Consider the following 13,503-nt stretch of genomic DNA (forward strand, 5'->3'; position numbering starts at 1 on the left):
AAATAAAAAAACAAATGATTCATCCGATCAATCCAAACCTGGATTTTGTTGTAGATTCGGGTCTATCGAAACCTGAGCGTACGGTATCGGCAGCAGTAGCCTATTCACGGAGGAAATATTGAGTACCTGTTGCGCGCGTCCTGTCCGCAGCAGATCATACCAGCGATGGTTTTCCAGGGCAAATTCAACGCGATTTTCATCTTCCACGGCCTGCAGGAGCGCTGCCGCTCCGAGACTTTGCAAGGGTTTGATGTTGGCGCGTGAGCGTATGGCATTTAAGTCGGCCAAAGCAGCTGTCAGATCGCCAGAGCCATTCCGTTGCGCCAATGCTTCGGCGCGGATTAGGTAAAGCTCAGCCGTACGGATCAAAAAGACGGGGTCTGTTCGGTCTGTTCGGTAATACAGATTGCCGATCAGGATATTCGGATCTGTGGATGAAGAGGTCTTGGATACCAATGCCGTCCGATCCCCACCAACAGCTGGATCTACCAGCAGGTCATAGATGGCCTGAGAAGGTCTGATCCAAGCGGTCCCCCCATTATTGCCCGACAACCATTGACTGGCCTGACCACTAGTATTGTTGATATCAAAGACCAATTCGAAGACCGATTCTTTGGTATTGGAGGTATTGTTGGCATAAAACGAGCGATATGGGCTCACCAAACTATAATTGGTATTATCATCAATAATATACGAGGCATATTTTATGGCTTCAGACCAGTTTTTCTGATACAGGTAGAATCTTGCCAGCAGTGCACGTGCGGTCTTTTTGGTCGCACGGATACGGTTGGTTTCATCGGGAAGCAGCTGTTCGGCCTTTTGCAGATCCTGCAGCACCTGTGCGTAGGTGTCAGTCAGGGAGCTCCTTTGGACCTGGGGCAGACTGCTGGCCGAAGTCGTTGGCTGCAGCACGATCTGTACACCACCCCAGGTTCTGGCTAGATCAAAATAGGCCAATGCACGCACGAAATAGGCCTCCCCAACAAGCTGGTTGCGATAGGCTTCGGTAAAAGTGGTCGTCAGCGCCAGATTGGGTACTTTGGTAATCACATGGTTGGTCCTATTGATGGTGGCATAGACCTGGTTCCATGCCGTAGCAAGCACAGCGAGGTCAGATTTTACCGTATGATTGGTCAAGGTCTGATGGACAGTTTGGCTACCGCGATACACGATATTGTCTGCCGAAAAGAATCCCAGTAGCTGAAAGCTATAGCCATAATAATCGTTGGACCGAAGTGCTGAGTAAATACCGCGCACGGCTGTTGCGGCAGAACTCCCGTCAACGATAGTCACTTCATCAGACACTGAATTCTTGGGCTCGACCTCCAAAAAAGAGCTGCAGCTACTTAGCTGAAAGGCAAGAAGCGGAAAAAGGAAATATATAATTTTTTTCATGAGCTTTACGGATTAAGGTTAACGTTTATAGGGTGACATTGAGCCCAAGCTGAAACGTGCGCGGCTGTGGTGGAGTTCCGAAGGATCCTATCCCCTGTGCATTTGGGTTGCTGGTCACATTCGATTCAGGATCACCGGTGTATTTGCTCCACACAAAGAGATTAGACCCTACAAAATAGATACGTGCAGCAGTCAATTTTGCCCGCTCGACCAGCTCTTTCGGCAATTTATAACCAAAAGACAGCTGTCTGAGCTTTAAAAACGAGGCATCTTCCAGATAGCGGCTATTGGCATCGATGGTATAGTTGAGTCCTTCCGATGTCAGTCGAGGCACATCGGTGATATCACCGGGCTGTTGCCATCTGTTTAGCACATTTTGAAATACGCCACCGCTGCTCGGGTTACGCTCCCGAAAGTAGCGGTTGAGGTTAACGGCATAGTTGCCATATTGGAAACTAAAGTCTACACCCAGATCAAAGTTTTTATAGGTAAAGGTATTGCCTATACCTCCATAAAACTTGGGATAAGCATTCCGAAAAACTTTACGTGCCGAAGTAGGCAAAGAACCATCGCTCAGCTGTCCGTCAAACACGGCTTTTCCGGTCTGTGGATCGACCGACAGCTGTTCGTAAAGCCAGAATGAGTTGAGCGAATAACCTTCTTTCAGGATAACCCAATCGCGGGTATACTGGGTAATCTGCGTGGGCAGTTTCTCTATTTTATTCTTATTTCCAGAAATGTTGAAGCTTGTATTCCAAGCAAAGTCTTTTGTTTTCACGTTGAGTGAGTTGATCAACACTTCATAGCCTTTATTGCTGATCTCGCCCACATTGGCCCAGTATTTTGAAAAACCAGAACTGCCAACAATAGGTCGCTCAAGCAGAAGATCGGAGGTATATTTATGATAAAGATCTACGGTAATGGACAGGCGGTTTTTAAATAGCGCCACATCCAGCCCAAGGTCTGCCTGCGCTGTTTTCTCCCAGCGCAGATTTTCGTTGCCCAACTGGAAAGGACCTGTACTTGGCAACACCTTGCCATAGCTGTCGGCATATTTTTCATTGCCCGACCAAAGACCTCTAGCGGCGAAATTGCTGATTCCAGCCTGATTGCCCGTCAATCCATAGGAAGCCCTAATTTTCAGGTCGTTTAACCAGGTTTGATCTGCCAGAAAGGCTTCTTGGCTAATCCGCCAGCCTGCCGAAAAAGCCGGAAAATAGCCCCATCGGTTGTTGGCACCGAACTTGGACGAGCCATCTGCCCGCAGGGTTGCCTCCGCAAAATAACGGTCTGCATAGCTATAGCCTACTCTTCCAAAAAAGGATGCAATCGTATATTTAGTCCAATTGTCGGATGCAATGATATTGGCTGCCGATGAGATCTGTTTAAAGGAATCATTCGCAAAACCATTCCCCTCCAGGTATTTGTAATCAAGTACGTTGCTCTGCAAGGTATTTCCCACAATAGCATTCAGGCTATGCTTGCCGAAGGTATTCTGGTACGTCAGGGTTTGTTCGTTGATCCAGGTTGCATTTCTCGATATTCCCGAGGTCGCCTGATTGTTATTCGCAATGCCGATACTGGTTTTACTGTTCCAGTACTGTGATTCATCGTATAGGTTATAGTCGGCACTAAAACTGGATTTGAATTTCAGTCCTTTCACTAGATCGATTTCCGCAAAGGCACTTCCAACATAACGCAGACTTGTAGTATTGACATCGTAGTTGTCCACCAGTGTATAGGTATTATCGGTACCATTGAGCGATCCATCGGTATTGAATATAGGGACATTCGTTGCCGAAGAAACGGCGGAATTGAAAAGACTTACCTGAGGGCCATCACCTGTACGCGCCTGATTGCGGTAGGTTCTGGAAAAATTATTTGTCAGGCCAATCTTGACACGATTACTGATCTGATGGTCGAAATTAAATTTGAGATTGGTACGGGAGAAATCAATGACCTTTATAAAAGCTTCCTGTCCTGTGTAGCCTGCGCCGATATAGAACCTCGATTTGTCACCGCCCCCCTGGATACCGATGTTATAATCCTGCAGCTTCCCATGGCGTAACAGGAAACCAAGGCGATCATAGGTAGGCTGATCTTCAGGATTTCCTTTCCCACCTTCCGAAACTGGACGATAAGGCCTGTTGGCGAAAGTCTGTTTCAATGCCGGATTGTCCAATCCGGAGTTTATCCACCACTCGTTGGCGAGGGTTGCCGTTTCGGGACCTGTAGCCAATTTTGGCAACAAGGATTTATTGGCTTCGGCCCAGCCCCCCTGCAGGTTGAGGTCAATTTTGGTACGGCTACCATAACTTCCTTTTTTTGTGGTAATGATGATGACACCATTGGCACCACGGGAACCATAGATTGCGGTTGCCGAAGCATCCTTCAGCACTTCAATAGACTCGATATCTGCTGGGTTGATATCCGTGAGCGGTGAACTGGTCCGTCCACCAAGCCCGATATTTTGGAGCGAAGTATTATTTAAGAATACGCCATCAATAATATATAAGGGATCGCTACTGGAGTTGATCGATGTCGTTCCGCGAACCCGCAGGAAGATGCTTTCTCCGGGAACTCCTGAATTGGTGGAAACCTGCACACCGGAAAGCTTGCCCTGCAACTGGGCATCAAAACTTGCTACCGGAATTTTGTTGACTTCGGCTGCGTCGATCTTGGCAACTGCGCCCGTTAGATTTCTTCGCTTTTGTACACCGTAGCCTACGACGACCACTTCATCGAGATCAGAAACGCTAGGTTGAAGCAAGATCTGAATCTGCGCTTCCCGTGCGGTTATCTTTCGACCTTTGTATCCCAAAAATGAAGTTGAGAATGTCAACGGAAGTCGTTGCCCCGTGACAAACTGAAATCTTCCCGACGCATCGGTCTTTACTTGATGGGTAACACCTTCGAGCTTTATGGTAACGCCTTCAATAGGTCGATTGGTAATCGAATCCAATACAACACCTTTTAAGGTTGCGTTAATAAGTGGCTCAGATTGCTGCGAAAATGCAGGCAATAGCAAACCATGTGACAAAAAAATCGTCACGGCGTACTTCCATACGCTATTTTTCATAGGTAAAATTTTAACAGTGAATATTTACAAGTGCCAACGCCAATTGATTACTTGTCAGAAAAGCTGCTTTTATGGAAAGAAATACTTTCCCCTAGACTTAGCTACACATTCGCCTATTGAAATCAGAACAAAAGGATTTACAGTTGCGCAGATTTGCGCTCGATTGGGAAGGGTTAAAATAAAAGTTGTAGTTCATAAATAACATATTAAGTTAAAAATTATGATGATTACTCATGGAAGAGGTTGCCTTATTCAAGCTTGTCTCCTAGGTTGATGAAACAAATATAGTAAACATAAAATAAAATCTATAATATTAGTAGACTTTATTTTTAACTATGTTTTCTTCCATAAAAAAATCGCAAGTAAATCGGCCCAGAAAAGTTGGTGGAAATATGTACATTTGAGTGCAGTCAATTACCTTTAGATCATGCAGCTATTTCCTCCAGAAATTTTATCGCCCTACATCAAGCACTATCTTTTTTTGGAAAGTGGCGGTGATCAGCACAAAAAACTGCGGTTATTTTCCGATGGCAACACTGGAATGGTATTTCTTCTCAATGAAGGCCACCTGTCCATCAACAAAAGTCAGCAGCTTCCCGCTTCATTTTTGTATGGTCAGATCAGCCATTTCCAGGATCTCGCGCTGCTGACACAGACTTCATTTGTTATTATTGTCTTCCAACCCGATGGGCTCTATAAGTTACTCGGTATCGCTGCCCATACACTAAAAGATCAAATTATTGTTACGCAAGATGTATTTGGACAGTCCGTTATCAGACTATATGACAGCCTGATGCATGCGAAGTCCTCAACTGAAAAAGTACATGCATTAAATGCCTTCTTTTATGCATATGCAGTCCGACAGAAGTCTCCAAATCAGGGATCACTATCTGCAATTCTGCAACATATCACAGCGCAAAAGGGAATGGTTACTGTAAGACAAATCGTCCAATACAGCGGTTACACCGAACGGCATATGGAAAGAATATTTGCGGAACAGGTTGGAATGAGCCCCAAAAAATTTGGCAATATTGTTCAATTCCATTCCTTTTTGAAGTTACTTCGCAACAAAGCAGCTGAAACGAACTTAACGACAATCAGCCACGAAAGTGGGTATTTTGATCAGTCTCACCTCATCAGGGCATTTAAAAAATATACCGGTATCACACCTTCGGAATATTTAAATAATACAAATCGGCTAGCGATCAACTTTATGGAATTTAAAAGCAAATCGGACCGCATGTCGGGTTTATACAATTTCAGCTAAGGCCCCGCGTGTAGCTTTGTCTATAGATCAATCAAAGAAATATGGACAACTTAAAAATTTCTACGGCACAATTTGAGCACAAAAGTGCGAACAAGGCTTATAACCTAGCCATTATCGAACGACTTGCGCAAGAGGCCGCCGCACAGGGTGCTGAGGTAATTGCATTTCACGAATGCTCCATAACAGGGTATACCTTTGCCCGAAATTTAGATAAGCAGCAAATGCTTGCGATCGCCGAACTTGTTCCCGACGGCGAAAGTACACAAAAGCTGATTTCAATAGCCGCTAAGTACAACATCACTATCCTCGCGGGCCTGTTTGAAAAGGATGAGGACGACAACCTATACAAACCTTATATCTGTGTAGACAAAAATGGCCTAATTGCAAAGCATCGCAAGCTTCACCCCTTTATAAATCCCCATTTGCAAGCAGGGCAAGGCTATACTATTTTTGAAATTAACGGTTGGAAATGTGGCATTTTAATCTGTTATGATAATAATGTCATCGAAAATGTACGCGCAACAAAATTATTGGGTGCCGACATCATCTTTATGCCCCATGTAACCATGTGTACCCCTTCTTCCCGACCTGGCGCAGGTTTTGTAGATCCGCAGCTTTGGCAAAATCGCGAAAACGATCCAACCAGCTTGCGCTTAGAATTTGACGGAATGAAAGGACGCAGCTGGCTGATGAAATGGCTGCCAGCCCGGGCCTATGACAATGCGCTCTATGTTGTTTTTTCAAACCCCATCGGCATGGATGACGATCAGTTAAAAAATGGATGTTCCATGATCCTAGATCCTTTCGGGGATATTCTGACTGAATGCCGTACATTTGAAGATAGTTTTACAATAGCCACCATTACGCCCGAAAAACTGATTCAAGCCGGTGGATATCGTTACATAAATGCTCGAAGGCCAGATCTCTATGGTGACATTATCGGCCAACAGCATGAGTCCCAACAAAAAGTGGTCTGGTTGCATACCGACAATCGTTAGTTCCGCTAAACCGAATGGCTACTTTAAGACCTTTTCACATGGTCTTAAAGTAGTTGCTCCAATAATGTTACCGATCAACCTCCAGATGTTTGCCCGACGACAGCACGTCCAACTACCTTAAGAAAAGTACTTGTCTTTTCTCATAATACAAACGCCAAAAAGCCATTAGAGACCGACAAAAAAAGACATAATGGGCTATAAAAATAGGTATCTCTTACTGCAAAAGAAGACTTTCTGTACTTCTTAAAGATGCCGACAAACTTCATATCGCCAATAAATCGGAGAAGGAAAATACCACTGATCATATACATTACATAGCGGATATACTTTGCGTCTACCGGAACATCCAAAACTCCGATGGCACATAGATTTACAAACGCAAAAATCAATAATCCGATAGCAACCAGCAAAGTGCCTACCCGGGTGGGATTAAATATCCTTCTGCCATTCAGATCGGTCGGAACGGCAACATTCATTCCCCAATGTCCACCGAGCAGCCAGAAAAAATGCAACAAAGCCAAAAAAATAAAAATAATGGCGATACCGATTGAAAGTACAAACTCCATAAGGTAAATATAATGTATTTTAACTTGCCTGTTTCAGGTTTCTCTTGAAACAGGCAAGTTATGCAGCAGCAGGAATGCGAATTATTAAATAAACAATTCATAGCATATCTTGGAAAAAATAAGTAGGACAAAAAAAGTAAAAATAAAATAACCTCAGAGCGTATGACCTCTGAGGTTATTTCCTATTGTACTAAGCAAAAGTTTAAAAACAGGTTTCTCTATTTCACATAACTCCAGCTGAAATCTTTCCCATGGACATCCACTTCGAGATGCCCGGGCGCAGTCCCCTCAAAAGCTCCGTGCCACCAATTGCCCGATACTGCTCCTGCTGTAATAAACTGTACCCCTTTCACTTTAATCTCTTCATACAAATGCATATGCCCCTGCAGGACAAGCTTTAGGCTGTGGTCTTTAAAAAGATCAAACACCTGCTTTTGGTTTGTAAAAGTATCTGCAGCTGTATAACGCCCCTCCAAAACCGGATAATAAACCGATAAAAAAGGGACATGGGAGATAATCACCAAAGGCTGATCTTTGCCTGTTTTTTCGACAAGATCTTTTAGCCAAGCTAGCTGCTTGTCACCAATAACATAGTGGTTATCTTTGGTTTCCACACTATTCAACACGATAAACCTCCAGCCTTTATGGTCAAAACTGTAATAGGTCTGACCAAATGCCTTTTCAAAGAGCGCAAAGTCATTAGTGCCGTCCCGTATATCGCGCGGCAAACGATCGTGATTGCCTATAGCCATGTGGTAAGGCTTTTTAGTGCGGTCAAAAAGTCCCTTCAACGACTTGATTCGTTGCTCGCCAGCCGATAGATCAGCCGATTTCAAATTGTCAATATCCACATTATCGCCACCGCTTAGCAGCAGTTCCACCTGAGGTGACAGCGATTTTAACCGTAGCTCCACTTGCCCCAGCGTAGAATCGCTATGCACATGCAGATCTGTTAAAAATGCAAACTTAAATTCCTGTGCAAGGATCGTATCAAGGCTACATAATGTGAGCAACAGAAAACATAAAGCCCTTGTCATTGAATTTTTCATTACCATCCAAATATTTGTTTAAGATTATCATTTAAAAGTATTTCCCCTTGCGGTATGGGGCGATAGTAGAATTTAGGCACCTCAAAGGTTCCTGTATTTTCGATCGTTTCGACTGTACCATTATTCCCTTCCGATAGGAATACGCCTACATCCTGCCCAAAACGGCCAACACGATAATACTGCAATTCTCTCCCCAGACTGTTTTTCTCTTTCACCGCCGGAATGGACGATGAGGAAGCTAACAGTACGATATCCGGAATACCATCGCCGGTCATATCATGCTGCCCCAATCCGGAGAAGTAAATGCCCTCACGTTTGTTCTTCAACAATTCACCTACATTCCAACGCATCAGATCCGTGAAACGGAATCCCTCAAAAGCCAGCTCAACGCGACGCTCGCGTCTGATCTCCAGCACGAGATTACGCTGATTGCTTTCGACATTGGAGTAACGCGCGGCCATAACGGGATCTATACCTACGCTTACAACCATATCCGGCATACCCGCACGTCTACGCAACAGATTAATACTACGATCAAGATCGGCTTGCGTCAACTGTCCCAGCTCGGCCTTTGCTTCGGCAAAATTCAATAAAACCTCCGCATAGCGATATAAAGGAATATCGAGATTATTGCGCGCTTCCAGACTGAGCGTATTCTGAAATCCTTTAATCTGATGGTAGCCCGAGAAATTTTTGGCCAATTGCTGCACATACAGTCCCGCCCCTTGCGCATAGGTATGCGAATAAATCAACTGCCATCCCGGATAAGCATACGTTTGTGCCAGACGTGGATCGCGGTTTTCGAACTCTTTGACGAAGGTGTTTTTTTCATAACCTGGCTGGGCCGCATAAAATGAACCATCTTTCATCAGATAGGCCTGCACAAGATCACGCAAAGGATAGTACTCATAATTACCAAACATACCCGGCCATGAATCCGCATTGAGTACATTGTTGGCATAAAAGCGTCCAAGTACGATCTCTTTGTTGTTTTCAAGATTTTCACTAAAAAATAAAGTGCCGTAGTCCTGATTGGGCTTACCGGTATTGTATATACTGAAACCACCCTCGCGCATCTGCTGATCACTCAACGCTTGTGCTTTGTTCAAAAATTCAGTCGCCGTGGTTTTCAATTCCAGTTCGTTGTGGTATTTCCGGTAAGTTCCTTCATACAGCGCAAAGCGGCCATATTCCTGCAGCACCACCCACTTGTTGACAGTACCCAATTTTATTCGGGGCTGTACGTTTTGTGCGGCAAACTCAAAATCTTCCATGATTTTCTGCACCACCGTTGCTCGTGGGTCGCGCTTGGCAAAAAGATAATCCGTATCCCCAACCTCCAGTGCTTTATCCACCCAGGGCACATCTGAGAAACGCTGCACTTTCTCTACGTAAAACCGAGCGCGAAAATAACGGCCTAGCCCCTCATAATGTGCCTTTTCACTCTCACTGATCTTAGCCTTGCCCATATGCTGTAGAAAGAAATTTATTTTGCGGAGCTGATCCCAGTTCCAGCCTCCTGAGATCGTCGCCGCAGAGGAATTACCGGCCATAATGGTTTTGATCTCCGTATTGCCTGTTGTACTAGCATTGTCTGTAGTAGCATCCGATTGATAGATCCCTATTCCTGAAAAATTGTACAATCCATTGATATACAACTCTAGGTCGGTCGCTGTATTGAAGAAATTTTCGTTATTGATCGCAGTCTCTGGAACACGATCCAAGTAGTTGTCGTTACAGCTTCCAAGCAGAGAAAGACCTGAACATACAACGGCTAATTTTATATATTTATTTATCATGATAAGCAATTAAAAGGTGACTTGAATACCTGCAGAAAAACTTCTTTGAAATGGATAAGTAAGCCCATTACCTACACGGTCCGAACCTGCAGTTGGATTGGTATACGTATTTTCGTTCAGTGTCTCCGGATCAAAATAGCGCTTCACAGCAGACCATTCGATGATATTTTCACCACTTAGATAAACACGTAGGTTACTGATCTTGGCGCGTGAAATAATAGATTTGGGTAAGGTATACCCTATCGTTAGGTTTTTCAGACGTAGATAGGCCGCATTCAGCAAATAATTGGTCTGTGGAATGGCCAATCCCTGGGCCTGGTCAATCCGGGTACCCAAGTTACGGTCGGCAAGCCATGACTGTAAGATCGGATAAGCCGCATTAAGGTTTTGATCGGCCAGTCCCAAATTCAAATAAGCTTGCGAATGTTTCGCACGGTCGATATCCGAATCACTTCCCGGACGGTAGAAATCAAGTAAGTGCCCATAAAAGTTACCATAAGGCTGTTGGTATGTCCCCCAATACAGGTAGTCCAACGGATAATAATCGCGTTTACCAATGCCTTGAAAAAATGCCCTAAGATCGAAACCTTTCCAATCTGCAGACAGGTCTATACCAAATTGATAACGTGGCGTGGAGTTACCAATGATCTTGAGGTCTTTGGTATCGCCAAGTGTATATCCTTTTTCAATCTTACCATTACCATCCTGATCCACATAGGTAGGCCATCCCGGTACAATCGACAAGGCGCCCCAAGGAATGATCGAAGTCTGGTCCAACTTGGCAATCTCTGCCTCGTCTTTGAAAAGTCCGTTGCTTTGCAAACCCCAGATCTCTCCCATTTGCATCCCTTCATAATATTGCAGAATGCTTTTATTGGGGTTGTCAAAACGTGTAATTTTGGACTGTGAGTCCGACAGCAATAATTTGGCATTGAAGCGTAATGGTGCGTTAGCCAACTCGAAACGATCCTGAAAATTGACAGTCAATTCCCAGCCATTGGTCTTTAGATCGGCAGCATTCTCAAGTGGCTCACTCGCGCCCAAAATATTGGGAAGATCTCTGCCCAGTGTCAACATCCCCAAGGTACGTCTTGAGTAATAATCAAAACTTGCCGAAAGTTTATTTTTGAGTACCGCAACATCCAAACCAAAATTTACGGTATTGACCTTCTCCCAGGTATAATTGGGAGAAACCAAAGGTGGAACACCAATATAGATTCCCCGTTCACTTCCGAACAAGTAATCGGCATCCTTTTTTTCCATCGAAGGAAGATAGCCGTAGTTCGACACAGACTGATTACCCAATTGACCGTAAGATACCCTCAGCTTCAATAAATCCAGTCCAGCGACAGACGACATAAACTTTTCACGGTCTATACGCCAGGCAGCTGAGCCCGAAGGGAAAAAGCCAAAACGCTTACTTTTCGGAAATCGGGACGAGCCATCATATCGACCATTGAATTCAACAATATATTTATCATCATAAGTATAGTTCAACCGATAAAATGCACCACGTAAGGCATAAGTATCAATGGCTTCGCCCATTTTCATTGTTCCTGTTGCAAACTGAATGGTTGGAAAGGATTCTGAAATAAGTCCGGCACGTTCTGCAGTGATCACTTCATACCGATAATCCTCCTGGTTAAAACCCAGTACCGCATTGACCTGATGTTTATTAAAAGATTGCAAATAAGTACCGTAAATATTATAAACGTTGTAATAGGAAAAACCCGCTTCACGATAAGCCCCTGTTGTCCCCTCTTTACGGACATCTTCCGGACCGTATCCGATCTCGTATTGCTTGGTGTACCAATTGCGGTTCAACGAATTACGTTGGAAAGTATAATCTGCATTTACTTTAAATTTGTTACCAAAAAAGCGGAGCTCAGTATTGAAGGTAGATTGTACATCCAGACGTTTACGATCGCTTTTACCGCCATCAACCATTTGTGCGGCAATGATACCTGCCGAAGAATTGGCCCATGTTCCATCCGGGTTCTTATCAAAAGAAGTTGGAAAAATATTGTAGATATCGGGCAAACTCATCTGAGAAGGCGTAAGCCTACGTGTACTTCCGATCACTGTATTGTTACCAAATGAAATAAAATCAGAAAGCCTATAGTTTACTTTCGAACGCAGGTTATAGCGGTCAAAATAATCCTCTGCTAGCTTAACAGGCGAATTTTGTCGGTTGTAGCTACCACTGATATAGTATTGTACTTTTTCATTTGAGCCCGAGATTGACAGGTCGTGCGTATTGGTTGCATTCCAGTCGGATAAGAAATAACGTGTCCAGTCCCTGTTGCCCATATATTCCCAGACCTTGGAATCTGAAGGATTGATACGCACACCGGCAATGGAAGGGTTGTCAGATCGCTCTTTTGCATATTGGTAAAACTGGTCCGAATAGTTGACATTATCCCAGGGTGTATTATCGGTTGACGTCTCCAATAGCCTTGAAAACACATAAGGATCCGTTATTTTATCGGGCATTACTGTCGGGGTATTCCACGTAAAGTTATTTGAATAGCTAACTTTCACATCGCCTTTCCCTGTTTTTGTCGTGATGATCAGAACCCCAAAGGAGGCACGGGCACCGTAGATCGCCGCAGCCGACGCATCTTTGATTACCGTAAATGATTCAATATCCTGCGGCGCAATCCGAATTAATTCGGCTGCCGAAATAGGAACATTATCTACCAAAATTAATGGATCGCCGCCATTGATCGATGTAATTCCACGGATATTGATTTTAGGTTCCGCCCCTGGTGCTCCGGAGTTGAACTGTATATTCAAGTTGGGTGAAATCCCCTGAAGCCCCTGGGCAGCATTGGAAATAGGGCGGCTTTCGAGCACATCGCCACTAATCTGATCTACAGCACCCGAGAGGTTGGTCTTTTTCTGTGTACCGTACCCCACAACGACCACCTCGTCCATTTGATTTGAAGCTGCGTCTGTGAGTTGAAAGACCACGCTCGATCTTTTACCGGAGGTAACAATATACTGGCACTCCTCTTTTGGCAGTAGTCCTGTATAAGTCACCAAAATACAATAGTTGCTATCCACCGGCAAATTATTGAACATGGCTTTCCCCTGCTGATCGGCCTGACCGGATCGTTTCAGGTTGCCATTCTTGTTTTTTATGGTCACCGTTGCATTGGCCAAACCTTTTGACTTCGCATCCTGCACGATGACAACAAGTTCCCCGCTTTGTTGGGCAAAACCCTTTTGGCCAAAAGCAATTGCTAGTAGCAGTAATAAAGCCCCCTTGGCTGGCCTTTTACCTGTTGAAAATTGTTGCATAGTTTTCATTAATAATTGAGCATAGTTTTCCCAGGCCTCCCTAAAAA

Annotated in this window: 8 protein-coding genes; 2 read left to right on the plus strand and 6 right to left on the minus strand. The window is 44.3% G+C overall.

Annotation, left to right across the window (positions count from 1 at the left end; all coding sequences use genetic code 11):
• Positions 1-27: 27 nt before the first annotated feature.
• Together GVK91_RS03585 and GVK91_RS03590 are read right to left on the minus strand one after the other, a co-directional pair.
• The gene (locus GVK91_RS03585) at positions 28-1,395 is read right to left on the minus strand and encodes a RagB/SusD family nutrient uptake outer membrane protein (RefSeq protein ID WP_159726972.1); all 1,368 of its coding nucleotides are present in this window, start codon (positions 1,393-1,395) and stop codon (positions 28-30) included.
• 25 nt (positions 1,396-1,420) lie between these two features.
• Positions 1,421-4,474, minus strand: a complete 3,054-nt coding sequence (locus tag GVK91_RS03590) for a TonB-dependent receptor (RefSeq protein WP_159726974.1) — start codon at positions 4,472-4,474, stop codon at positions 1,421-1,423.
• 427 nt (positions 4,475-4,901) lie between these two features.
• On the opposite strand from GVK91_RS03590, the gene GVK91_RS03595 reads away from it, so the two are divergent.
• Positions 4,902-5,741: a helix-turn-helix transcriptional regulator gene (locus GVK91_RS03595; protein ID WP_159726976.1), complete on the plus strand. Its 840-nt coding sequence runs from the start codon at positions 4,902-4,904 to the stop codon at positions 5,739-5,741.
• Positions 5,742-5,782: 41 nt separating this feature from the next.
• Complete coding sequence (locus tag GVK91_RS03600) at positions 5,783-6,739, plus strand: nitrilase family protein (RefSeq protein WP_159726978.1); 957 nt, start codon at positions 5,783-5,785, stop codon at positions 6,737-6,739.
• Between the two features lie 140 nt (positions 6,740-6,879).
• Here GVK91_RS03600 and GVK91_RS03605 read toward each other — a convergent pair whose 3' ends face one another.
• The 4 genes from GVK91_RS03605 to GVK91_RS03620 form a co-directional block, all read right to left on the minus strand.
• Positions 6,880-7,305, minus strand: a complete 426-nt coding sequence (locus GVK91_RS03605) for a DUF3995 domain-containing protein (RefSeq protein WP_159726980.1) — start codon at positions 7,303-7,305, stop codon at positions 6,880-6,882.
• A gap of 218 nt (positions 7,306-7,523) precedes the next feature.
• Entirely contained in the window at positions 7,524-8,354 is an 831-nt protein-coding gene (locus GVK91_RS03610; protein WP_159726983.1) for a metallophosphoesterase, read from the minus strand.
• Positions 8,354-10,153 carry a RagB/SusD family nutrient uptake outer membrane protein gene (locus tag GVK91_RS03615; protein WP_159726985.1) on the minus strand — a complete coding sequence of 600 codons (1,800 nt, stop codon included), beginning with the start codon at positions 10,151-10,153 and terminating at the stop codon, positions 8,354-8,356. Before GVK91_RS03615 ends, GVK91_RS03610 begins: the two co-directional genes overlap by 1 nt.
• Positions 10,154-10,162: 9 nt before the next feature.
• The gene (locus GVK91_RS03620) at positions 10,163-13,456 is read right to left on the minus strand and encodes a SusC/RagA family TonB-linked outer membrane protein (RefSeq protein ID WP_235032747.1); all 3,294 of its coding nucleotides are present in this window, start codon (positions 13,454-13,456) and stop codon (positions 10,163-10,165) included.
• Positions 13,457-13,503 lie beyond the last annotated feature (47 nt).

This window comes from Sphingobacterium sp. 18053 (genome assembly GCF_902706145.1).
Taxonomy (GTDB): Bacteria; Bacteroidota; Bacteroidia; order Sphingobacteriales; family Sphingobacteriaceae; genus Sphingobacterium; species Sphingobacterium paramultivorum.